26 protein-coding genes are annotated in these 22,438 nt (G+C 60.8%); 8 read left to right on the top strand and 18 right to left on the bottom strand.

The window, feature by feature from the left end:
* Positions 1-53 precede the first annotated feature (53 nt).
* Positions 54-572, top strand: a complete 519-nt coding sequence (locus tag AC0IXA_RS15970) for an acyloxyacyl hydrolase (RefSeq protein ID WP_122507863.1) — start codon at positions 54-56, stop codon at positions 570-572.
* A 107-nt stretch (positions 573-679) separates the two neighbouring features.
* On the opposite strand, the gene AC0IXA_RS15975 is transcribed toward AC0IXA_RS15970, so the two are convergent.
* From AC0IXA_RS15975 to AC0IXA_RS16030, 12 genes are all read right to left on the bottom strand, one after another.
* Positions 680-985, bottom strand: a complete 306-nt coding sequence (locus AC0IXA_RS15975) for a YkgJ family cysteine cluster protein (RefSeq protein ID WP_024014290.1) — start codon at positions 983-985, stop codon at positions 680-682.
* A 52-nt stretch (positions 986-1,037) separates the two neighbouring features.
* The gene (locus AC0IXA_RS15980; protein ID WP_123444163.1) at positions 1,038-1,529 is read right to left on the bottom strand and encodes a DUF2878 domain-containing protein; all 492 of its coding nucleotides are present in this window, start codon (positions 1,527-1,529) and stop codon (positions 1,038-1,040) included.
* Positions 1,522-2,787, bottom strand: a complete 1,266-nt coding sequence (locus AC0IXA_RS15985; protein ID WP_016773216.1) for an SAM-dependent methyltransferase — start codon at positions 2,785-2,787, stop codon at positions 1,522-1,524. The genes AC0IXA_RS15980 and AC0IXA_RS15985 overlap by 8 nt, the downstream gene beginning before the upstream one ends.
* Positions 2,774-3,589, bottom strand: coding sequence for a DUF1365 domain-containing protein (locus AC0IXA_RS15990; protein ID WP_252868282.1), 816 nt, complete (start codon positions 3,587-3,589; stop codon positions 2,774-2,776). The genes AC0IXA_RS15985 and AC0IXA_RS15990 overlap by 14 nt, the downstream gene beginning before the upstream one ends.
* On the bottom strand, positions 3,586-4,833 hold the full coding sequence (locus AC0IXA_RS15995; protein WP_471813834.1) for an NAD(P)/FAD-dependent oxidoreductase: 1,248 nt from the start codon (positions 4,831-4,833) through the stop codon (positions 3,586-3,588). Before AC0IXA_RS15995 ends, AC0IXA_RS15990 begins: the two co-directional genes overlap by 4 nt.
* Positions 4,830-5,612: an SDR family NAD(P)-dependent oxidoreductase gene (locus tag AC0IXA_RS16000; RefSeq protein ID WP_016773219.1), complete on the bottom strand. Its 783-nt coding sequence runs from the start codon at positions 5,610-5,612 to the stop codon at positions 4,830-4,832. The genes AC0IXA_RS15995 and AC0IXA_RS16000 overlap by 4 nt, the downstream gene beginning before the upstream one ends.
* Entirely contained in the window at positions 5,609-6,031 is a 423-nt protein-coding gene (locus AC0IXA_RS16005; protein WP_024014285.1) for a nuclear transport factor 2 family protein, read from the bottom strand. Before AC0IXA_RS16005 ends, AC0IXA_RS16000 begins: the two co-directional genes overlap by 4 nt.
* Positions 6,024-7,469 (bottom strand): deoxyribodipyrimidine photo-lyase, encoded by a 1,446-nt coding sequence (phrB, locus tag AC0IXA_RS16010; RefSeq protein WP_471813836.1) that lies wholly within the window; start codon positions 7,467-7,469, stop codon positions 6,024-6,026. The genes AC0IXA_RS16005 and phrB overlap by 8 nt, the downstream gene beginning before the upstream one ends.
* 16 nt (positions 7,470-7,485) lie before the next feature.
* On the bottom strand, positions 7,486-8,427 hold the full coding sequence (locus tag AC0IXA_RS16015) for a MerR family transcriptional regulator (RefSeq protein ID WP_016773222.1): 942 nt from the start codon (positions 8,425-8,427) through the stop codon (positions 7,486-7,488).
* Entirely contained in the window at positions 8,427-9,389 is a 963-nt protein-coding gene (locus AC0IXA_RS16020; RefSeq protein WP_471813838.1) for a YbgA family protein, read from the bottom strand. The genes AC0IXA_RS16015 and AC0IXA_RS16020 overlap by 1 nt, the downstream gene beginning before the upstream one ends.
* Before the next feature lie 213 nt (positions 9,390-9,602).
* The gene (locus AC0IXA_RS16025; protein ID WP_471813840.1) at positions 9,603-9,818 is read right to left on the bottom strand and encodes a TIGR02450 family Trp-rich protein; all 216 of its coding nucleotides are present in this window, start codon (positions 9,816-9,818) and stop codon (positions 9,603-9,605) included.
* Entirely contained in the window at positions 9,815-10,801 is a 987-nt protein-coding gene (locus AC0IXA_RS16030; protein WP_471813842.1) for an NAD(P)/FAD-dependent oxidoreductase, read from the bottom strand. The genes AC0IXA_RS16025 and AC0IXA_RS16030 overlap by 4 nt, the downstream gene beginning before the upstream one ends.
* Before the next feature lie 197 nt (positions 10,802-10,998).
* On the opposite strand from AC0IXA_RS16030, the gene AC0IXA_RS16035 reads away from it, so the two are divergent.
* Both AC0IXA_RS16035 and hemH read left to right on the top strand, forming a co-directional pair.
* Positions 10,999-11,901, top strand: coding sequence for a TIGR01777 family oxidoreductase (locus AC0IXA_RS16035; protein WP_471813844.1), 903 nt, complete (start codon positions 10,999-11,001; stop codon positions 11,899-11,901).
* Between the two features lie 13 nt (positions 11,902-11,914).
* Positions 11,915-12,940: a ferrochelatase gene (gene hemH / locus AC0IXA_RS16040; protein WP_471813846.1), complete on the top strand. Its 1,026-nt coding sequence runs from the start codon at positions 11,915-11,917 to the stop codon at positions 12,938-12,940.
* A 132-nt stretch (positions 12,941-13,072) separates the two neighbouring features.
* Here the strand turns inward: hemH and AC0IXA_RS16045 are convergent, their stop codons facing one another.
* Positions 13,073-14,347: a uracil-xanthine permease family protein gene (locus AC0IXA_RS16045; RefSeq protein WP_016773229.1), complete on the bottom strand. Its 1,275-nt coding sequence runs from the start codon at positions 14,345-14,347 to the stop codon at positions 13,073-13,075.
* A gap of 2 nt (positions 14,348-14,349) precedes the next feature.
* On the bottom strand, positions 14,350-14,988 hold the full coding sequence (upp, locus tag AC0IXA_RS16050; RefSeq protein WP_024014279.1) for a uracil phosphoribosyltransferase: 639 nt from the start codon (positions 14,986-14,988) through the stop codon (positions 14,350-14,352).
* Positions 14,989-15,152: 164 nt separating this feature from the next.
* Here upp and AC0IXA_RS16055 point away from each other — a divergent pair, with 164 nt between their 5' ends.
* The 3 genes from AC0IXA_RS16055 (at position 15,153) to AC0IXA_RS16065 (ending at position 16,720) form a co-directional block, all read left to right on the top strand.
* Complete coding sequence (locus tag AC0IXA_RS16055) at positions 15,153-15,710, top strand: hypoxanthine-guanine phosphoribosyltransferase (RefSeq protein ID WP_016773231.1); 558 nt, start codon at positions 15,153-15,155, stop codon at positions 15,708-15,710.
* 179 nt (positions 15,711-15,889) lie between these two features.
* Entirely contained in the window at positions 15,890-16,369 is a 480-nt protein-coding gene (locus AC0IXA_RS16060) for a hypothetical protein (RefSeq protein ID WP_056790257.1), read from the top strand.
* A gap of 63 nt (positions 16,370-16,432) precedes the next feature.
* Positions 16,433-16,720 carry a PA4642 family protein gene (locus tag AC0IXA_RS16065; RefSeq protein WP_471813848.1) on the top strand — a complete coding sequence of 96 codons (288 nt, stop codon included), beginning with the start codon at positions 16,433-16,435 and terminating at the stop codon, positions 16,718-16,720.
* 149 nt (positions 16,721-16,869) lie between these two features.
* Here AC0IXA_RS16065 and mqo read toward each other — a convergent pair whose 3' ends face one another.
* Positions 16,870-18,378 (bottom strand): malate dehydrogenase (quinone), encoded by a 1,509-nt coding sequence (gene mqo, locus AC0IXA_RS16070; protein ID WP_471813850.1) that lies wholly within the window; start codon positions 18,376-18,378, stop codon positions 16,870-16,872.
* 704 nt (positions 18,379-19,082) lie between these two features.
* The gene (locus AC0IXA_RS16075; RefSeq protein WP_016773235.1) at positions 19,083-19,316 is read right to left on the bottom strand and encodes a hypothetical protein; all 234 of its coding nucleotides are present in this window, start codon (positions 19,314-19,316) and stop codon (positions 19,083-19,085) included.
* Between the two features lie 205 nt (positions 19,317-19,521).
* Between AC0IXA_RS16075 and AC0IXA_RS16080 the strand changes: the two genes are divergently transcribed.
* Positions 19,522-20,106 carry a YajG family lipoprotein gene (locus tag AC0IXA_RS16080; RefSeq protein ID WP_024014276.1) on the top strand — a complete coding sequence of 195 codons (585 nt, stop codon included), beginning with the start codon at positions 19,522-19,524 and terminating at the stop codon, positions 20,104-20,106.
* 248 nt (positions 20,107-20,354) lie between these two features.
* On the opposite strand, the gene AC0IXA_RS16085 is transcribed toward AC0IXA_RS16080, so the two are convergent.
* Positions 20,355-20,561 (bottom strand): hypothetical protein, encoded by a 207-nt coding sequence (locus AC0IXA_RS16085; protein WP_016770662.1) that lies wholly within the window; start codon positions 20,559-20,561, stop codon positions 20,355-20,357.
* Positions 20,562-20,754: 193 nt separating this feature from the next.
* On the opposite strand from AC0IXA_RS16085, the gene AC0IXA_RS16090 reads away from it, so the two are divergent.
* The gene (locus AC0IXA_RS16090; RefSeq protein WP_064362140.1) at positions 20,755-21,033 is read left to right on the top strand and encodes a hypothetical protein; all 279 of its coding nucleotides are present in this window, start codon (positions 20,755-20,757) and stop codon (positions 21,031-21,033) included.
* Between the two features lie 130 nt (positions 21,034-21,163).
* On the opposite strand, the gene AC0IXA_RS16095 is transcribed toward AC0IXA_RS16090, so the two are convergent.
* A complete protein-coding gene (locus AC0IXA_RS16095) occupies positions 21,164-22,327 on the bottom strand; it encodes a 1-acyl-sn-glycerol-3-phosphate acyltransferase (protein ID WP_174823868.1) in 1,164 nt (387 codons plus the stop codon).
* Positions 22,328-22,438 lie beyond the last annotated feature (111 nt).

The raw sequence follows: 22,438 nt of genomic DNA on the forward strand, positions 1-22,438 counted from the left end.
GCGACAGCAGCAACTAAAAACCAAACGATCGTTCCGGAAAAGGAAGTTTCAAAGTGAAGCGACTATTCTGCTTGGCCGCGATTGCGGCCGCACTGATGGGGCAAAGCATTTCTGCACAAGCCGCTGGCGTTGAATTCGCCGTCGGCGGTACCAGCGATTCGACAATGACGTATCGCTTAGGCATGAATTTCGACTGGGACAAGAGCTGGCTGCAGAGCGACGTCGGTCGCCTGACTGGCTACTGGAGCGGTGCTTATACGTACTGGGAAGGTGACAAGACTTCCAGCAACAACAGCCTGTCGTTCTCGCCTGTATTCGTTTACGAGTTTGCCGGTCAGTCGGTCAAACCGTACGTTGAAGCGGGTATCGGCGCGGCGTTCTTCTCCAACACCGAATATGAGAGCAACAAGCTGGGCGGGTCCTTCCAGTTCGAAGACCGCATCGGTGTCGGCCTGCGCTTCAACGGCGGCCACGAAGTCGGCATCCGCGCCACGCACTACTCCAACGCCGGCCTGTCCAGCGACAACGATGGTGTAGAAAGCTACGCGCTGCATTACACAATGCCGCTGTAACACAGATCAAAAGATCGCAGCCTTCGGCAGCTCCTACATGGGAATGATGTCTCCTGTAGGAGCTGCCGAAGGCTCGGGCCGCGATCGGACGATCTTTTGTTTTTGAATCAGCGGTAGGCTGTCGCAATACCCCGGCGCTCTTCGATGCACTCCGGCGCGCCCATTTCAAACTCGCGGCAAATCAGCGGGCGTCGTTCATAGATCGTGCACATCATGCTGTCGCGATCCAGCGCCGCGCACCAGCCGTCGTCCAGACGCAGCATCACTTCACCGCCCCATTCATCGGTATCGATAAAGCGATCAGGCACGCCGGTGTCGGTGATCAGCATCACTTCGAGCTGGCAGCAGCACGCCGCACAGGTCGAGCAGGTGACCGCCGGTTCGGCAATTTGGGTGTGGGGGATGGTTTTCATCGTGGCAGTGTAAGGCAGTGATCGCCGTGGGTGTGAAAGCGCTGACGGACGCTCACGGCGCCAGACGCCGCGCCATCAAATGCAGCAGTGGGAACAAGCCTGCCCAGAGCAGCCCGATAACGATCAGCGTCGCCGCCTCGCCATAGGGAAATTGCACGCCTGCCAGGCGTCCGCCAGCGTAGTACGACAATGCGCCGCCCACCGCGCCAAGTGCGCTGGCCAGCCACCATGGCCGCGCGCTCCAGGCCAGGCAGTGGCGCAACGTGGTGGCGAGCAGCGCCCACAGCAGCATCAGCCACAGCGGAATCAGCGGTGACGCGTCTGCAAAGCGGAACACGTCGAGATAACGCAAGACGCTGTCCACCGCCGTGCCGACAATCACCACGCACAGAATCAAACGACCTTCTGCCGCCCAACTGCTGATCCAGCGCAGATGAATCACCAGAGCCGCCACCGCCAGCAACAGCCATAAACTGTTGCCGCCGAGCACGCAGGCCAGCCAGCCGAGCTGAAACAGCACGGCATTGGCGATTCGCTCACGCATCGAAGCGCCCGAGCAGGGGAGCGGTCATCGCCGCCGGTTTGGCCAGCAGCAATTGCGCGGTGCCGATGGTGCGTTCGAGGAATCCGCCCTCGCAGTAGCACAGATAAAACTCCCACAAACGCAGGAAATAATCGTCGTAGCCCAGTTCGCTCAGGCGACCATGGGCGAGACGAAAGTTCTCGTGCCACAGGCGCAGGGTCTTGGCGTAATGCAGGCCGAAATCCTCCATGTGCAGCAGGTTCATGTCGGTTTCGCGGCTGACCACATCGAGCATCTTGTGCACCGAGGGCAGGGCGCCGCCGGGGAAGATGTAGCGCTGGATAAAGTCGACGCTGCGCTTGGCCTGTTCGTAGCGTTGTTCGCGAATGGTGATCGCCTGGAGCAGCATCAGGCCATTGCTCTTGAGCAACTGCGCGCATTGCTTGAAGTAGGTGGGCAGGAACCGATGGCCGACCGCTTCGATCATCTCGATCGACACCAGTTTGTCGTACTCGCCGCTCAGGTCGCGGTAATCCTTGAGCAGCAAGGTGACGCGGTCCTGCAAGCCCAATTGTTCGATGCGTTTGGCAGTGAACGCGAACTGCTCTTTCGACAGCGTCGTGGTGGTCACGCGGCAACCGTAATGCTGCGCCGCGTACAACGCCATGCTGCCCCAGCCGGTGCCGATTTCCAGCAGGTGGTCGCTGGGTTTGAGCGCGAGTTTCTGGCAGATGCGTTCAAGTTTGTTCAGTTGCGCCTGTTCCAGAGTGTCGCTCGGCGAAAGGAACTGGGCGGCGGAATACATCATGGTCGGGTCGAGAAACTGTTCGAACAGTTCATTGCCGAGGTCGTAGTGCGCGGCGATGTTTTTCTGCGAACCCTTGCGCGTGTTGCGGTTGAGCCAGTGCAGGCCTTGCACGAAGGGCCGGCCGAGACGCGCCAGGCCACCCTCCATGGCATCGAGTACATCGAGATTGCTGACGAATACGCGCACCACGGCAGTCAGGTCCGGCGAACTCCAATAGCCGTGGATGAATGCTTCGCCGGCGCCGATCGAGCCGCTGCTGGCGACCATGCCCCACAGGGCCGGGTCGAGTACATGGACTTCGCCGAGCAGAGCACTGCCCGGGGTGCCGAAAAGCATTTGTTCGCCATCCTCGACGACCATCAATTGTCCGTGTTTGAGCTGGGCCAATTGGCGCAACACGCCACGGCGCAGCAGCGAGCCGGTCAAACCGTTGGTGCTGAAGCGACCGAGCGGCAGGCTAGAGGATTTCATGGTGCGGCTCCTTCGGAGGCACAGTGGCGGTTTTAAAGCTGCCGTCGGCAGCCTGGTGAGGGAAGATCGGCGCGCGCTTGAGCAGCAGTCGCAGTGCTTGCCAATAAATCGCCAGAGCGGTTTTTGCGGTCATCCACGGAAAGCGCCGCAGGTAGCGATGCAGGCTGCGACGATCGAGCGGTTCACGGCGCAGATTGAGCGTGGCGTCGAACAGTTTCTCGTTGCCCTGCCAATCGGCCATGTGCACGCCAAGGCTTTGCGCAGCGGGGCTGAAGCTCATGCGGTATTCGAGGTCACGGGGCAGAAACGGCGAGACGTGAAACGCCTTGGCTACAGCAAAATGTTGGTGGAAATCCACCAGACTGGTCGGCGTCTGCGCCGGCAACACGTAATGAAAACGCTCGCGCCATGGCGTATTGGTTACTTCACAAACGATCGCCGCGAGTTGCCCGTCGGCTTCATGGCAATAGAAGAAACTCACCGGATTGAACGACAGGCCCCAACTGCGCGGCTGGGTCAGCAGGCATACCGCGCCTTGCGGCTCATGACCGATGGCTGCGCCGACCTGCTGGCGCACCGCGTCGATCAGGCGCATGCCCTTGCCGGTGAAGGCTTTCAGGTAATCGGTTTCGCGAAACGAGAACGGCGCAAAGCGGCTGCGCCCCGCCAGCGGCGACAAGGCCAGCACGGCGTCCTGTTCGCTCAGGTCGAGGTAGAGCAAACCGATGCGGTAGCGGAATTCGTGGCGGCGCGGCGCAAAACGTCGGTGGCCGATGACGCCGCTGTACAGAGCGCTGTTCACAGGGTTTCACCGAACGCGGCGGCTACGCGCAGCCCGCTGACCACGCCATCTTCATGAAAGCCGTTGGCCCAGTAGGCGCCGCAATAATGCGTGTGCTGCTCGCCATCGAGTTCGCCCCATCGGTTTTGCGCGGCTGCGGCGGCCAAGGTGTATTGCGGGTGAGCGTAAGTGTAGCGGGCCAGTACCTTGTCCGGGCTGATGCCGGCGGTCTGGTTGAGGCTGACGCAGAACGTAGTGTCGCTTTCGATGCCCTGCAGGATGTTCATGTTGTAGGTGACCGCCGCGCGCGTATGGCCGGCGCCCCCGAGGCGATAATTCCAGCTGGCCCAGGCCAGTTTGCGCGTCGGCAGCAGGCGCGTGTCGGTGTGCAGCACGACATCGTTGTCGGCGTAGAGCAGGGCGCCGAGAATCGAGCGCTCGGCGTCGCTCGGGTTGGCCAGCAGGTTCAGCGCCTGATCGCTGTGACAGGCGAACACCACCTTGTCGAAATGTTCGAGGCCGGCCGGGCTGTGGATAACTACGCCGTGCTGATTGCGCTCGACACGCTTGACTGGGCAGTTCAGGCGGATCCTGTCGCTGAACGAAGCGGTCAGCGGCGTCACATAGGCACTGGAACCGCCTTCAATGACCTGCCACTGCGGACGATCGCTGACTGAGAGCAGGCCATGATTCTTGAAAAAGCGCAGGAAAAACTGCAGCGGGAAATTGAGCATTTCCGCCATCGGCATCGACCAGATCGCCGCGCCCATCGGCACGATGTAATGCAGGATGAAACGCTCGCCGTAGCCGCCAGCCTTGAGGTAATCGTCGAGGGTGGTATCGGCGGCGATGCGCAGTTCCATCAGGTCGCGCTGCGCTTCTTTGTTGAAGCGCAGAATGTCGCGCAACATGCCCCAGAACCCCGGCGACAACAGATTGCTGCGCTGGGCGAACAGGCTGTTGAGATTGTTGCCGTTGTACTCCACGCCAGTGTCCGGGTCGGTTACCGAAAAGCTCATTTCGGTCGGCTTGAACGCCACGCTGAGCTGGTTGAGCAAGCGAATGAAGTTCGGATAGGTCCAGTCGTTGAACACGATGAAACCGGTATCGATGGCGAACGATTGCCCGGCCACGCTGACCGGTACGGTGTGGGTATGGCCGCCGACCCAGTCACTCGCTTCGAACACGGTGATGTCGTGGCGGCGGTTCAGCAGGTAGGCGCAGGTGAGCCCGGCGATACCGCTGCCAATTACGGCGATTTTCATATCGGGTCCCGCTGCGGTGGGTTCTTGCGCACCATGCGTTTGCCGATCGCCAATTGCGCGCGGGCGGGCAGTTTCGACAGCGGCCACAGCGCGGCCATGAACAGTCCCGGAAAGGCAATTTCCAGCGGACGGTCCTTGAGTTTGGCGAAGATGTGCCGCGCCGCTTTATCCGCAGGCCAGCTCAGCGGCATCGGGAAATCGTTCCTTTCGGTCAGCGGCGTTTCGACAAAACCCGGGCTGATGATGGTGACTTCAATGCCTTCATCCGCCAGATCGATGCGCAGCGATTCGAACAGGTAACGCAGCCCGGCCTTCGATGCGCCATAGGCTTCGGCCCGTGGCAGCGGCAGGTAAGTCACCGAGCTGGCCATGCCGACCAGGTGCGGCGCGGTGCCTTTGCGCAACAGCGGCAGAGCGGCTTCGATGCAATAGCTGCTGGCGAGCAGATTGGTGCGCACCACATGCTCGATGATCGACGAATCGAACTGGCGCGCGTCGACATATTCACAGGTGCCGGCGTTGAGAATCACGCTGTCCAGCGACCCCCAGGCCTCGGCGATCTGCTCACCGATTTCGCGCACGGTCTGACTGTTGGTCAGATCGCCGGGCACCACCAGCACCTGGCCCGGATAACGCTGGGACAAGACCTTGAGCGGCGCGGCCGAGCGCGAGCTGACCGCCAGGTGCGCGCCGCTTTTCAGAATGTCCTCACACAAGGCTGCACCGATGCCACTGCTGGCCCCGGTCAACCAATACCGCCGTGGAGGTGTACGACTCATCCCATTCTCCTTTTCAGCCAGGCAATCACCCGGCCCAATATTGGCAAGTGTTCATACAGCAGCGCCCCGGCATCGAAATAATCCCGATGGCGATAAACCTTGTCGCGCCAGAGCAGGTGCGAACAGCCACCGACCCTGATTTCCCGGCCCTTGGCCAGACGCGGATGGCGATAACTCATGACCCAGCGCAGATAACCCTCACCTTCGCGGATCTGGTCAAAGCCGTGAAAATCGAAACGCAGATCGCTGACGTTGGCGTACAGCTCACTGAAGTAATCCTGCAGCTGTGCCAGGCCCTGAACTTCGTGCAGCGGATCGGTAAAATGAATGTCGTCGCTGTACAGCTCGCCCAAGCGATGCAGGTTGTCTTTGTTCAACCCGGAAAACTCGCGGGCGAAGCTGCGCAGGAATTCACTCATCGCTGCCGCCCACTGGCTGGCGCGACGGCAGGTTCTTGAACGCCGTCAGCGCACGCTCGCGTGAAGTGCTGAGGTTAACGATCGGCGCCGGATAATCGGCCACGCCGAACAGTCCTCCGGCTGCCGCCGGATTGTGCACTTCCTTCTTGTTGAGCCCGGCCAGTTCCGGCAACCAGTGCTTGATGAACACGCCTTCGGCATCGAATTTTTCCGACTGGCTCAACGGGTTGAAGATACGGAAGTACGGCGCCGAGTCGGTGCCGGTCGATGAGCTCCACTGCCAGCCACCGTTGTTGGCCGCCAGGTCGCCGTCGATCAGGTGGCGCATGAAAAAGCGTTCGCCCTCGCGCCAGTCGATCAGCAGATTTTTGGTCAGGAACATCGCCACGACCATGCGCAGGCGATTGTGCATCCAGCCGGTTTCGAGCAATTGGCGCATCGCCGCGTCGATGATCGGCAGTCCGGTGCGTGCCTCTTGCCAGGCCTTGAGTTCTTCCGGCGCATCGCGCCAGGCCAGCGCCTCGGTTTCCGGGCGGAAGGCGCGATGCCGCGAGACGCGTGGATAGCCGACCAGAATGTGTTTGTAGAACTCGCGCCACAGCAGCTCGTTGATCCAGGTCACCGCGCCGACCTTGCCGCTTTCGAACTCGCCCTGATTGCTTTGCAGTGCAGCGTGCAGGCACTGGCGTGGCGAGATCACTCCGGCGGCGAGGTACGCCGACAATTGGCTGGTGCCGGGTTTGGCCGGGAAGTCGCGTTCGCTGCGGTAGTAGTCGATCTGCGCGTCGGTGAAGGTGTCGACGCGGCGCCGCGCCTCTTGCTCGCCGGCCGGCCACAAGGCGCGCAGGGATTCGCTCGGCGTGGCGAAGCCTTTGACCGCCTCGGGAATTGCATCGCTGGCGATATCCAGCGCGGCCTGCTTGCCGGGTGCCTTGACCAGTGCCGGCATCGAGCGATGCAGGCGTTCGTAGCAGACTTTGCGAAACTGACTGAACACCTGGAAGTAGGTGCCGGTCTTGGTCAGCACTGTGCCGGGTTTGAACAGCAACTGATCCAGGTAACTGTGGAATTCGATGCCTTCGGCTCGCAACGTTTCGGCCACGGCTTCATCACGACGGCTTTCGTGAACGCCGTATTCCTCGTTGACGTGCACCGCCTCGATCTTCAAATGCCGGCACAGCTTGAGCAGTTCTGCTGGCGCCTGATCCCAGTGCGGCGCGCTGCGAATCAACAGCGGAATGTTCAGCGCGCCGAGGCTCTGGCTCAGTTCGCGCAAATTGCGTAGCCAGAAATCCACTTTGCACGGCGCATCGTCGTGCTCCAGCCATTGCTGCGGACTCAACAGATACACTGCCACAGTCGGGCCGCGCGCTGCGGCGGCCGCGAGGGCGGTGTTGTCATGTTGGCGCAAGTCGCTGCGTAGCCAGATCAGTTGCATGTGATTAAACCCATCATCAAATCAACCCGCGCTCGAGCAGCGCCTGGTGTGCGGCAAGCGGATCTTCAGCCAGGAACAGATCGGCAGTCTGGGCGGTGCGTGCGGACAACTCGGTGTGGTGAATGTGCACCGTGGGGCCAGCAATCAAGGTCGGGCAATTGACATTCGCCAACAGCTTGGGCAGCTGCGCCAGTTGCATGGCTTTGCTCGAATACAGCAGCACGCCACGGGCTTGCAGATGCTCGACGGTCAGCGCCAGTTCACCGGCCGGCAGTGGCCAGTCGAACACTTGCACCGGGCAATCGGCACTGCTGATCAGCCATGCGCACAGCCACAGATGTGGCTCCAGCGGCAGGTCGGAATGATTGATCAACAGCAGCGGCGCCGAATGCAGCTGGCGGTTGTTATGGTAGATGCGTGCGCCGAATTTGCTGCGCAACCAGGAAAAGAAAAACGTCCGCTCCATCTGTGCGCCGAACTGGCCCTGCCAGCGCTGTTCGAGCTCGGCCAGCAGCGGCATCAGCAATTGCTCGCACAACGTCCGTGGCGGATACAAGGCAATGGCCTGATTGACGCTGTCATCCAGCGCGCGCTCATTGAGCGAGGTGACCGCCGACAGCAACGTCTGATGCAGACGCTGCCAATCGTTTTCCACGGTTTCCGTGAAGGCCTGCGGCGCATCGAGCAGTGGCTTGACCTGGCTGACCGCAACACCACGGTTGAGCCAAGTGAGGATGGCCATGATTCGCTGCACATGTTCAGCGCTATACAGTCGATGGCCCTTGGGCGTGCGCTGGGGCACCACCAACCCATAGCGACGTTCCCACGCGCGCAGGGTGATAGCGTTGACGCCGGTCTGCCGCGCGACTTCGCGAATCGGCAACCAGCCCTCGTCGAGGGCTTTCTTGAAGTCGGCGCCGAGGTCTTCCCGGGCGCTGCTGTCGGTTTTATCGTTCATTAGATCGCGTTTCGCAGACTGAGGTTTTCCGGGTGCGGCTGCAGGTAAACCTGCTGCGCGATGTACGGGTCCGGATGGAGTCGAAAGTGGTGTTTGAGCAGCGTCAACGGCACCACCAGCGGCACGATGCCCTGGCGATACTGGCCGATGATCTGCTGTATTTCCTGTTTGTCTTCGGCGCTCAGCGATTGTTTCAAATAACCGCTGAGGTGCAGCAGCACGTTGCAGTGAGTGCCGCGCGTGGCGCATTTCTTCAGCGCGGCCATCAGCTCGCTGAAGTAGCGCGGGCCGAGCTCGGCGGGATCGCTGTCAGCCATGTTGCCGAGCATCTTGCCGAGGTTTTTGTATTGCAGCGGGTTGTGCGCCATCAGCAGGTACTTGTAGCGCGAATGGAATTCGGTGAGGGCGCGGCGGCTCAGGCCTTCGGCGAGCACTTGTTGCCAGGCGCTGTAGGCCAGGACGCGGGTGATGAAGTTTTCCCGCAGCACCGGATCGTTGAGGCGCCCGGCTTCTTCCACCGGCAGATCCGGATGCTGTGCACAGAATGCCTGCGCATAGATGCCGCGTCCGCCACCGTTCACTGGCGCGCCGTTGTCGTGATAGACCTTGACCCGTTCCAGCCCGCAGGAGGGCGACTGCTGCATGAAGATGTAGCCGGACAGGTCCTGCAACTCGGCGGCCATTTTTCCGCCGTACTCGGCCAGCGGCCTGGTGACGTTGATGGTGCGGTCGACGGTGCCGACGGCCTCGGGTTGTTCAGGGTCGCCGACCAGCCGAATCGGCTCACGGGGAATGCCCATGCCGATGGCGACTTCCGGGCACAGCGGGACGAAGTCGAAATATTCGGTGAGGGTACGGCTGCACAGCCGCGATTCCTTGTGCCCACCGTTGTAGCGCACTTCTTCGCCCAACAGGCAGGCGCTGATGGCGATCTTCGGCTTGGACAGGGAAGCAGTAGACATGAGCACCTCGAATCTATACCTGTACAGAGAGTTATCGCTGTACAACTTTTCCTCAGCATAGATCGATGGATGTACAAGTCAAATGATTTGTATAAGATTTTTGTGCTGCGTTGATCTGTGGGAGCGAACCTGCTCGCGAAAGCAGTGGGGCAGTCGACGAATTCGAATCTGATTCAGCGCTTTCGCGAGCAGGCTCGCCACCACAAGGGAAATCTATTTCCACCCGAGTAACCAGTGCTCTCTGTCTTTCAGTACCTGCCAATCGAGTCGCTCGCTACGCTGGGTCAGCACCGCCTGCAATTCAACTTCCAGCACCGTACCTTCCTCGTCGCGGATCAGTTCGGTGACCAGAAAATGTTTTTCGCGGTTTTGCGGGTGGGCTGCTGTCCACTTCGACAGCAGCAATTTGCGCGGATTGATGCGATTCATTGCAGGTGTTCGTGCAAGCGACGTGCAGCCTCCTGACCACTGAGCCAGGCGCCTTCAACGCGGCCCGACAGGCACCAGTCGCCACAGGCGTACAGGCCCAGATCGACATCCGCCAGCGTGGTCCATTCATGGCCGGTAGCGGGGCGGGCGTAGAGCCAGCGGTGGGCGAGGCTGAAGGTCGGCGCAGGCATGGCGCTGTGCAGCAGTTCGGCGAACGCACCGTGCAGATGTTCGATCACCGCCTCCTTGGAGAGGTCGATGTGTTGCCGGCTCCAGGCGCTGGTTGCATGCAGCACCCACGTGTCGAGAGTGCTGTCGCGCCCGGGTTTGCTGCGGTTGCGCGCCAGCCAGTCGAGCGGGCTGTCCTGCACGAAGCAGCCTTCGATTGGCGTATCCAGCGGGGTTTCGAAGGCGAGAGCGACGGCCCAGGTCGGCTCCATTTTCACCCCGGCAGCGACGCCGGCAAGTTTCGGCGCGGCGGCCAGCAACGCGGTGGCTTGCGGTGCCGGTGTGGCGATCACCACGTGGCTGAAAGGGCCGTGGGTGCAGCCGTCGGCGTCCTGCAGATGCCAGTGTTCTTCACCGCGATAGACCTCGGTGATGCGGCAGGCAAACTGCACGTCCAGGCCATCGAGCAGGCCGCGGGTGATGGCGCTCATGCGCGGCGTGCCGACCCAGCGGGTCTGCTCGTCCGGCGACATGTTCAGTTCGCCGCCCTGGAAGGTGTACAGCTGCGGCGCCCACTCGGCGGCCCAGCCCTGGCTCTGCCAGCGCTGCACTTCGGTGACGAAGCGCCGGTCACGCGCGGTGAAGTATTGAGCACCCAAGTCCAGCGAGCCGGCGTCGCTGCGCTTGCTCGACATGCGCCCGCCGCTGCCGCGGCTTTTATCGAACAGTTGAACGGTATGCCCGGTCTCTGTCAGAGCCTGAGCGGCGGAGAGCCCGGCGATGCCGGTGCCGATGATTGCGATAGGTACAGTCATAGGGGCCTCGTTTACCTTTCTGTACAGACTACGCCGTCGATCAAACCTGTACAATTCTGTTTTTTGGTATAACTTCTAGCGTTCTCGTTCTGACAGCTTGGCCTATTGTTAAACCATAGAGCCTGCCCGATCGAAAAGATCCCTGCCTATAAAAATAGACTAGTGATCCGGGTTAAACGCCACGCGAGGAAGATGTCATGCACATATTGCTGACCGGCGGTACTGGTTTGATCGGACGTCAGCTCTGCCGGCACTGGCTGGAGCAGGGCCATCGGCTGACGGTGTGGAGTCGCCGCGCGGAAAAAGTCGCGCAGATCTGCGGCGCGCAAGTGCGCGGAATTTCGCGTCTGGAGGACCTCGGCGAAGAGCCGCTGGATGCGATCGTCAATCTCGCCGGCGCGCCGATTGCCGACCGCCCCTGGACCCATCGACGCAAGGCGTTGCTGTGGAGCAGCCGCATCACCCTGACGGAAACGCTGCTGGCGTGGCTGGAAACTCGCGCGCAGAAACCGGCGCTGCTGATTTCCGGCTCGGCGATCGGCTGGTACGGCGACGCTGGCGAACGCGAGTTGACTGAAGAATCACCGCCCGGCATCGACGACTTCGCCAGTCAGTTGTGTATCGCCTGGGAAGAGACCGCGCTGCGTGCCGAGAACCTCGGCATCCGCGTGGTGCTGGTGCGAACCGGTCTGGTGCTGTCGGCTGAGGGCGGCTTTTTGTCGCGGCTGTTGCTGCCGTTCAAGCTCGGGCTGGGTGGGCCTTTGGGCAATGGTCGGCAGTGGATGCCGTGGATTCACATCGACGATCAAATCGCCCTGATTGATTTTCTTCTGCACCGGAATCAGGCGAGCGGTCCTTATAATGCCTGCGCGCCGAAACCTGTGCGCAACCGCGAATTTGCCAAGACCCTGGGCAGTGTATTGCACCGCCCGGCGTTCATGCCGATGCCGACCCTGGCGCTGAAAGTCATGCTCGGCGAGCTGTCACTGTTATTGCTTGGCGGCCAACGCGCGACGCCGGCACGCTTGCTCGAAGCGGGGTTCAGCTTCCGCTTTACGGATTTACGCGCGGCTCTGGATGATCTCTCCAGCCGCCTCTGAAATAGGACGTTGCATGACCGATCACGCTTTGCTTCTGGTCAACCTGGGCTCTCCGGCCTCCACCTCGGTGGCCGATGTGCGCAGCTACCTCAATCAATTTCTGATGGACCCCTACGTGATCGACCTGCCATGGCCGCTGCGGCGGTTGCTGGTGTCGCTGATCCTGATCAAGCGTCCCGAACAATCGGCACACGCCTATGCCTCGATCTGGTGGGAAGAGGGCTCGCCGCTGGTGGTGCTCAGCCGCCGCTTGCAGGAGCAGATGACCCGGGCGTGGAAACACGGCCCGGTGGATTTGGCGATGCGTTATGGCGAGCCGTCGATCGAAACCTGTCTGCTGCGTCTGGTCAAAGCGGGACATAAGAAGATTACGCTGGCGCCGCTGTACCCACAGTTCGCCGACAGCACCACGACCACGGTGATCGAAGAAGCCCGACGCGTGCTGCGCGAGATGAAGCTCGATGTGCAGTTGTCGATCTTGCAACCGTTCTACGATCAGCCGGAATACATCGAAGCACTGGCCGCCAGTGCGCGTCCGCATCTGCAGCAGGATTACGATCATCTGCTGCTGAGCTTTCACGGCTTGCCGGAACGCCATCTGAGCAAACTCGACCCGACGGGCAATCACTGCCTCAAGGGCGCCGATTGCTGCCAGACCGCCTCGCCGGAGGTATTGGCGACCTGTTATCGCGCGCAGTGTTTCCGCACCGCCGCCGCCTTCGCCAAAAGCATGGGGCTGGCGGACGGCAAATGGTCGGTGTCGTTTCAGTCGCGCCTGGGCCGGGCGAAATGGATCGAGCCGTACACCGAAGCGCGGCTGGATGAACTGGCGAAAAGCGGAGTGAAAAAGATTCTGGTGATGTGCCCGGCGTTTGTCGCCGATTGCATCGAGACGCTGGAAGAGATTGGCGATCGCGGCAAGGAACAATTCCGCGAAGCGGGGGGCGAGGAGCTGGTGCTCGTGCCGTGCCTGAACGACGACCCGCAATGGGCCAAGGCGCTGGCCACGCTCTGCGAACGAGCGCCGCTGGCCCTCTGAGCAAGCCCGCTCACACAGTGATCGTTCCCACGCTCTGCGTGGGAATGCAGCCCGTGACGCTCCGCGTCACTGGACGCGGAGCGTCCCTTGAGGCATCCCCACGCGGAGCGTGGGAACGATCATTGCGGGGGGTTAAATCAGCGGCTCATCCGCCTTCTTTTGCTTCCAGCCGTCATTGCCCGGCAGGATCAGGTTCAGCGCAATCGCCACCACCGCGCACAGCGCGATGCCTTTGAGGCCGAAGTCATCCGGACCGGTGCCGGTGCCGACCAGCACACCGCCAATGCCGAACACCAGCGTCACCGAAACAATCACCAGATTGCGCGCTTCGCCCAGGTCGATCTTGTGGCGGATCAGGGTGTTCATGCCCACCGCTGCGATCGATCCGAATAACAGGCACAGAATCCCGCCCATCACCGGCACCGGAATGCTTTGCAGCAGCGCGCCGAACTTGCCGATGAACGCCAGGGTGATGGCGAAGATCGCCGCCCAGGTCATGATTTTCGGGTTGTAGTTCTTGGTCAGCATCACCGCGCCGGTCACTTCGGCGTAAGTGGTGTTTGGCGGGCCGCCGAACAGGCCGGCGGCGGTGGTGGCGATGCCGTCACCGAGCAGGGTGCGATGCAGGCCCGGCTTCTTCAGGTAATCGCGACCGGTCACACTGCCCACGGCGATCACGCCGCCGATGTGCTCGATCGCCGGGGCCAGTGCCACCGGAACGATGAACAGAATCGCCTGCCAGTTGAACTCCGGCGCGGTGAAGTGCGGCAGGGCGAACCACGGCGCCGCGGCAATTTTTGCGGTGTCGACCACGCCGAAATAGAACGACATGGCAAAACCCACCAGCACGCCGGAAATGATCGGCACCAGACGGAAGATGCCCTTGCCGAACACCGCCACGATCAGCGTGGTCAGCAGCGCCGGCATGGAAATCATCATTGCTGTCTGATAGTGAATCAGCTCGGTACCGTCACCGGCCTTGCCCATCGCCATGTTCGCGGCAATCGGCGCCATGGCCAGGCCGATGGAGATGATCACCGGACCGATCACCACCGGTGGCAGCAAACGGTCAATGAAGCCGGTGCCTTTGATCTTCACGGCCAGGCCGAGGAAGGTGTAGACGAAACCGGCTGCCATCACCCCGCCCATGGTCGCGGCGAGGCCGAACTGGCCCTTGGCGAGAATGATCGGCGTGATGAAGGCGAAGCTCGACGCGAGGAACACCGGCACCTGACGCCCGGTGACGATCTGGAACAGGATCGTCCCCAGACCTGCGGTGAACAGTGCCACGTTCGGGTCCAGGCCGGTGATCAGCGGCATCAGCACCAAGGCGCCGAAGGCCACGAACAGCATCTGCGCGCCGGACAGCACCGTGCGCCAGAGCGGATCGTTGAACTCTTGCTGCATGGTTACGCGTCCTTCTGCTTGGTGCCGAAGATCTTGTCACCGGCGTCGCCAAGCCCAGGAATGATGTAGCCGTGCTCGTTCAAACGTTCATCGATGGACGCGGTGTAGATGGTCACGTCCGGGTGCGCCTGTTCGACGGCAGCAATGCCTTCCGGCGCGGCCACCAGGACCATGGCACGGATGTCGCGGCAACCGGCCTTTTTCAGCAGGTCGATGGTGGCAACCATGGAACTGCCGGTGGCGAGCATCGGGTCGATGATCATCGCCAGGCGCTCGTCGATTTCCGGTACCAGTTTTTCCAGATAGGTGTGCGCTTGCAGGGTTTCTTCGTTGCGGGCAACGCCCACAGCGGAGACCTTGGCGCCCGGGATCAGGCTCAGCACGCCTTCGAGCATGCCGATGCCGGCACGCAGGATCGGCACGACGGTGATCTTCTTGCCGGCGATCTTCTCCACCGACACGGTGCCGCACCAGCCGGCAATGTCGTAGGATTCGAGCGGCAGATCTTTTGTAGCTTCATAGGTCAACAGGGCGCCGACTTCCTGAGCGAGCTCGCGGAAATTCTTGGTGCTGATGTCAGCGCGGCGCATCAGGCCGAGTTTATGACGGATCAGCGGATGGCGGATCTCGAGGATGGGCATGGGAAAGGCTCCGGCGGCGGGCAAAAAAACCGGCCTAGATTAATCTATCCGAGGGTGATGTCCTATAGGACATTCTGTACGTTAGTCCATAAGAGCTTGATTCGACCTCGCGGGATGCGTACCTTTGCCCGCTTTTCCAATTCCGCCAACCCCTGGAGAGCGCCATGTCCGCTGATCTCGAGCATATCCGTCAAATCATGCGAGAGGCTGACTGCCTGTACACCGAGTCTGAAGTCGAGGCGGCCATCGCCCGCGTCGGTGCACAAATCAACGAGCAACTGGCTGACAGCAACCCGGTGGTGTTCTGCGTGATGAACGGCGGCCTGATCTTCTCCGGCAAACTGCTGACGCATCTGCAATTCCCGCTGGAAGCGTCCTACCTGCACGCGACCCGTTATCGCAACGAAACCAGCGGCGGCGACCTGTTCTGGAAAGCCAAGCCGGAAGTTTCGTTCATCGACCGCGACGTGCTGATCATCGACGACATCCTCGATGAAGGTCACACCCTGGGCGCGATCATCGACTTCTGCAAACACGCCGGCGCGCGCAAAGTACACACCGCCGTGCTGATCGACAAGGATCACGACCGCAAGGCGCGCCCGGACCTGAAAGCCGATTTCGTCGGCCTGCCATGCATCGACCGCTACATTTTCGGTTATGGCATGGACTACAAGGGCTACTGGCGCAACGCCAACGGGATTTACGCCGTTAAAGGCATGTAATCCGCGCCTCAATCTAAATGTGGGAGCGAGCTTGCTCGCGAAAGCGGTGTATCGGTCGACATCTGTTTTGAATGTCAGTCCGCCTTCGCGAGCAAGCTCGCTCCCACAGTGTTTTTGTGTGTGCTGATCCATCCGCGTTACCCATGCTAGAGTGCTCGGCCCGCCCTCCGGAGCCTGTCATGCGCCTCTTGATCCGCAGTCTCGCCGCCCTGTTGCTGTCTCTCAGCCTGCCGCTGTCCGCCGCGCCGATGCACAGCCAGTTCCTGCCGCCGGACGATCTCACCCTGCGCGACGCTGAACCCGAGCAACAGCAACTGCTGCAGGTCAGCGAGTATTCGGTGGTGGTCGGTGCGCAGCGCCAGTCCAATCAGCAGCCGATTCCGGTCACCTCGTCCTTGTTGATCCGCCTCAAGGGCAAGTCTCTGAACAAAGGCGCGAACATCAACCAGGTGCTGGTGAGTTTCGACGGCGAAAGCAAGAGCCTGAAGAAACCGGCCTATGACGATAAAAGCAAAACCCTGACGCTGTTCTATCCGCTCGCTCAATACCGCGTGGTGATGGATCTGCTGCGCAACGACACGGTGTATGTGCAGTTCCTCAGTTATGCCAATGGCCATATCTGGGCCGATCTTCATACCGGGGCGATTCGTCCGCGTTGAGCCGGGCGGCCGGGCAAGGGTAAACTGCCCGCCCCGTGTCATGTCTGCGAGCTGGAGTCGGCAATGCGTAAAGATAAGAAACAAGTGATTGGTGACGAGATCGGCGATGAGCAGATCAAGCTGTTCCTCGATTTTGAGCCGGTCGACGCCACTTCGCCGTCGCTGCACAAACTGATCAAGGCCTACCGCGGTTTGCGCATCGATGACTTCGAGCGCTTTCTGGGCTTCTTCGTTGAGGCGGGTTATGACGTTGATGGCAAGGATGAGCAGGGCAAGACCTTTGTTGACCTGATCGCCGATCAGCGCAACGCCCCGGACTACATCGAGCTGATCGAAAAGTCCCGCGGTTAAGGGCAAAAGACAAGATCAAAAGATCGCAGCCTTCGGCAGCTCCTACATGGGATTTATGTTGGCCCTGTAGGAGCTGCCGAAGGCTGCGATCTTTTGATTCTGGCGTCCGTAAAAAACGCCCCGATTGGGGCGTTTTTCATGCCGCAAGATCAAGCGAAGCTTGGTGTCTCGCTGCTTTCTTCAACCAGTTCCAGGGCGATGTTGTTCTGCGTGTTGATCTTGCGATACAGCGCAGCATCGGTTTCCAGAACCTTTTCACGGGCCGGGAAGATTTCCGCGAGTTTGCTTGCCCACTCGCCTGACGCCTTGGCCGGGAAGCACTTCTCGATCAGTTCGAGCATGATCGAAACGGTCACCGACGCGCCTGGCGAAGCGCCGAGCAGGGCGGCGAGGGAGCCGTCTTTCGCTGCGACCAGTTCGGTACCGAACTGCAGGATGCCGCCCTTTTTCGGGTCCTTCTTGATGATCTGCACCCGTTGGCCGGCCACTTCCAGGCGCCAGTCTTCGGCTTTCGCCTGCGGGTAGTAACGCCGCAGGGATTCCAGACGCTGTTCCATTGACTGCATCACTTCGCTGACCAGGTACTTGGTCAGGTCCATGTTGTTTTTCGCCACCGCCAGCATCGGCCCGATGTTGCCGGCGCGCACCGACATCGGCAGGTCCATGAAGGAGCCATGCTTGAGGAACTTGGTGGTGAAACCGGCGTATGGCCCGAACAGCAGGGATTTCTTGCCGTCGACGACGCGAGTGTCGAGGTGCGGCACCGACATCGGTGGGGAACCCACGGCCGCCTGGCTGTAGACCTTGGCCTGGTGGTGCTTGACCACTTCCGGGTTATCGCAACGCAGCCACTGGCCGCTGATCGGGAAGCCGCCGAAGCCTTTGCTTTCTTCGATGCCCGAAGCCTGCAGCAACGGCAGGGCCGCGCCACCGGCACCGAGGAAGACAAACTTTGCGTCGACTTCGCGGGTGTTGCCGTTGTTGACGTCCTTGATGCTGACGGTCCAGCCGGCGCCGTTACGCTTGAGGCCGGTCACGCGCTTGCAGTATTTGACCTGGGTGTCCGGAGCACTGCTCAAATGCTTGAGCAACTGATTGGTCAGGGCGCCGAAGTTGACGTCGGTGCCGTTCATCACGCGGGTGGCGGCGAGGACTTCGTCGGGCGAGCGGCCCGGCATCATCAGCGGCATCCACTCGGCCATCTTGCCTTTGTCTTCGGTGTACTCCATGTCGGCAAACGCGTGGTGCTTGCTCAACACGTTGAAGCGCTCTTTGAGGAACGACACACCGCTTTCGCCCTGAACGAAACTCAGGTGCGGAACCGGGCTGATGAAGGATTTGCACGAGCCGAACGTGCCCTTTTTGGTCAGGTACGACCAGAACTGTTTCGACACCTCGAACTGGGTGTTGATGTGCACGGCTTTCTTGATGTCGACGCTGCCATCGGCGGCCTGCGGGGTGTAGTTCAGCTCGCACAGGCCGGCGTGACCGGTACCGGCGTTGTTCCACGGATTGGAACTCTCGGCGGCGCCGGAATCCATCAGCTCGACGACTTCCAGCTTGATCGCGGGGTCGAGCTCTTTGAGCAGTACGGCCAGGGTGGCACTCATGATGCCGGCCCCTACCAGAACTACGTCGACTGCTTCGTTATGCGCCATTTAACGCGTCTCCCAAATCTGCAGCACCAAATTGTCGGCATGGCTGCCAGGCGTTCCAGGGCAGGTCAGTGGGCCCGGGCTATCCATGGTCAGGTGGGCCATGTCCGAATCTTCGCAATTTTTCGCAACTTCGACGGATGCGTGCGGCCTGGTTTCAAGCGTTCCATGAACGCATTTTCACGCAGGGCTGGCAATTCGACTTATGGTCGAGTCATCCGTTTTCGTGCAACCAAATCCGTAGCGGACAGGCTTCAGGCTCCGGTGTTCGAGGTATACCCGGTCCTGTGTCGTTGGGCTGTTTCAGACGCTAATGGTGCATGTTCAGACGCAAAACTATTCATTTGCTCGCCACACTCTTGTGAAGTTGTGAAAACCCGTTTTTTTCACGCTCTTTTGAAGACGTGAACCTCAAAAAAGGGCTGCCTTGGCCTGGCACCTGCCCGCTAGGGCAAAACAACGCGGTGGCCGAGCGAATGACAGCTCTGCAGATTCGCGAAAAGCGGGTTTTTGCCGGAAGAACAGGCAAGCGCGCCAACTTCACTCGATCTGTGTGGGCGGCTCTCTGTGGGCGATTTTGATGTCGATGCATGCGCATTGACGCTGTTGCGGGGCCCGATCAGGAGACGTCCTTATAATCGGGGGGAGATTGTAGCGAAGAAATGCGCGCAGTTGCTCGTGTTTAATGACTTTTATTAGGCATCCGGTCAGATGCTCAACTGCACCTGACCCCGTGCGCGCATTTGTCGCGGTACGACCCGGGCGCTGGCGGGCAGCGGCTGGTTCAGCCAGGTCAGGCGGATTTCTTCGATTTCCACCCAGCCGTCGCCCATCGGTTGCAGGCTGCACTGCTTGAAAGCCTGGCAACGGCCGTTGCGGTCGAGCAGGGCGAAGCTGCGATGCAGCGGGCGTGGGGCGAACAGCGAGATCAGATAACGCATGGCAGAGTTCCTTGAAGGAGGACTGCTTTGAAGCTTGTCGGCAAGCCATGACGCCAGGGTGTATGGACGGTGAAGAATGTGTGACAGGAACCGCTTTCGGCGGGGTTTGTCTGACATTTCAGTATTCACTGTGCGGCGCTGGTTACGCGCAGTGGCCCACCGCTATACTGCCGGCCTGTTTGTGCCTGATTCTGGAGAGAAGAGCATGTTGCAACGCCTGTTGTTCGGTTTGATCACTGTCGCCGGTTTGACCCTCGCCGGCTGCGCCCACAGCCCGCAACAACTGAATCCGGAGCCGAAGCTGACCACGCAACTGCCAGCGGTCGGTCGCGGCCAGCCTGTCATCGTGCGTGTGGTCGACGGTCGTCCGTCGCCAACCCTCGGCACCCGTGGCGGTCTGTACCCGGAAACCAGCGCCATCACCGTACAGCGCGAGCAGATCCTGCCCAAGCTGCAGGCCCAGGCCGAAGCCGCCGTGCGTCTGCTCGGCTTCACCCCGACCACTAACGCACCCAACGCGCCGCAGCTGACCGTGACCCTGGCCGAGCTGAAGTACCAGTCGCCGAAAGAAGGCATGTACGTGACCGAAGCGACCATCGGCGCGACCTTCCGCTCCGACGTGCAGAACGCCAACCGCCGCTACAGCGGCCGTTACGGTGCGTCGCTGGACCAGCGCTTCGGCATGGCGCCGAATCAGGAGACCAATACCAAACTGGTCAGCGATGTATTGAGTGATGCGCTGACGCGTCTGTTCAAGGACCCGACCGTGGGTCAGGTGCTCGCTGAGTAAGTTTGCAGCGAATGTGAAAAAGCCCGGGGCCAGTGATGGTTCCGGGCTTTTTTGTGGATCTGAGATTTGTGTCGTATGGGAAATCGATTCCCCTCACCCCAGCCCTCTCCCGAGGGAGAGGGAGCCGATCGCGTGTGCTTCAAAACCTGAATTCGGCGCGGTATCTCATGTCGGCGCATCTACCGCAAACACCTCGGTCAGTCCCCTCTCCCTCTGGGAGAGGGCTAGGGTGAGGGTGCTTTTGACGTTCAGGCAGCCTGAGAATAGAAATCAAGCACGCTCACGCCAGTCAGCAAATCGGTCTCGGGCAAGTCCGCATGCTGATGCCCGCCCAGCGCGCAATACACCAGCCAGTGCCGGTCCTGCACGTTGAAGGCGAGGCTGCCGACCAGGCTTTGCTGGTCGTCGTAAGGAGTGATGAGGTACAGGCGATCCTGGTTTTCCGCGTGCAGCATGTCGCATTCCATTCGGGTTTCGAGGCGCGCAGGGTGAAGCATCCACGTGACGATGCCATGACACAGGACAGCCATCGGTCGATTGTCAGGTTATTTGTCGCAAAGGCTGGGGCAGGGCGTCAGGGTTTGGGTAGAATCCGCGCCGCGGTCGTCGGTCTGGCGTCTGCCACACCGGTTAAGTTCGAGGTCTGTGATGTCGCTGCACTTGATGACGCTGTTTACCGCCCATCCCGCCAAGTTGATCAACCTGCTGGCCTTGCTGCTGGCCTTTCCGGGCAGTTGGCTGCTGCACGCGACCCGCCGCCGTGAGCAACGCGCGCAGGCCAGCCTCGCCGCCCAGCGCCAGGCGCAGCCGAATGCCGAGCCGATGCTCGACTGGGCGACGTTGCGCATGAACCGGTTTTTCTATCGCTTCGGATTTGCTTGCCTCGGTCTGGCGCTGCTGGTGTCCTGGATCAGCACCCGCTTCTGAAGCAGTAGCAAACCTGTGGCGAGGGGATTTATCCCCGTTGGAGTGCGCAGCGCTCCCAGGTTTTTACCTGAGAAAAACAGGGCCTGCTGCGCAGTCCAGCGGGGATAAATCCCCTCGCCACAGCTGTTGCCTACAGCGGCAATCCAGCCTTGACCCGATACTGATTGCGCACCGGTGTCGCATATTGCAGCACCAGATACGGGCGATGCTCGGCGGGGCAGGCGTCCAGTCGGCTCTGCCATTCATCCTGCGCCTTGGCCAGTTCGTCAGCCGGGAACACCTCGGCCGCTTTCGGCACATTCAGTTGCGGATCGGCATCCGCCCACTGCGCGTACGCCAGGTAATGCACCGGGAACAACCGATAGCCGCCGAGAATCTGCTTGTCCATCTCGATCGCCAATTGCTTGGTGTCTTCAAACACCTCGGTGATCGGCGCGGCAAAGTTCACGTGGACCCGGCCCTTGTAGCCGGTGATGCCCTTGGCGATGCTCACGTCATCCTCGCCCGGCGCCTTGGCGTAGGTGCCGGTGGTGGCGCGGATGTATAGCTCGCGGGCCTTGGCCTGATCGCACGGGTCGTACTCATAGCTGATCGACACCGGCGTCACGTTGAGCGAGCGGATCACTTCGCCGAACGGCTCGTCCTTGCGGCTCATGTGGAACATCTTGAGGATCGCCGACTCGGTGCGGTCGTCGCCGTCCTTCGCCCGACCTTCCGCCTGAGCAATCCAGATCGAGGCGCAATCGTTGCGTATCGAGTGATTGATGTACGCCGACAGCAATTGATACGCCGCCATTTTCTCGCGACGGCCGGTGATCGAACGGTGGACGATGAAGCTCTTGTTCAAGCGCATCAGGTCACTGACAAACGGCTTTTGCAGCAGGTTGTCGCCAATCGCGATGCGCGGTGTCGGCAGGCCGGCGTGGTATACGGCGTAGTTGACGAAGGCCGGGTCCATGACGATATCGCGGTGGTTGGCGATGAACAGGTAGGCGCTGCCGGACTTGAATTGCTCGACACCGGTATACGTCACGCCGTCGGTGGCGCGCTCGATGGTGTGGTCGACGTAGAACTCGACTTTGTCCTGTAAGGTAGCCACGGAATTCACGTCGGCAAACTCACGACGCAGCCGATGGGCTATAAGAGGTTTGAGCATCCAGCCGAAGGCACCGGCAAAACGCGGGAAGCGGAAGTGGGTGAGGATATCTAGAAACGCCTTGTCGCCGAGCAGCCTTGCCAGTACCGCAGGTACTTCGCTGTCGTCGTAAGGTCGGATGGCATCGAATTCGCCCATCATGCTCTCTTGTTGGAAACGGCTAGGGTAAGTAAAGGGTTTGATCGAAAACCCGCGGGGCACGGTCTGAAAAGTAGTCAGACAAAAATAGCCCTGCAAATAGACCGGCGA

It is taken from the genome of Pseudomonas sp. AC083 (genome assembly GCF_979253165.1).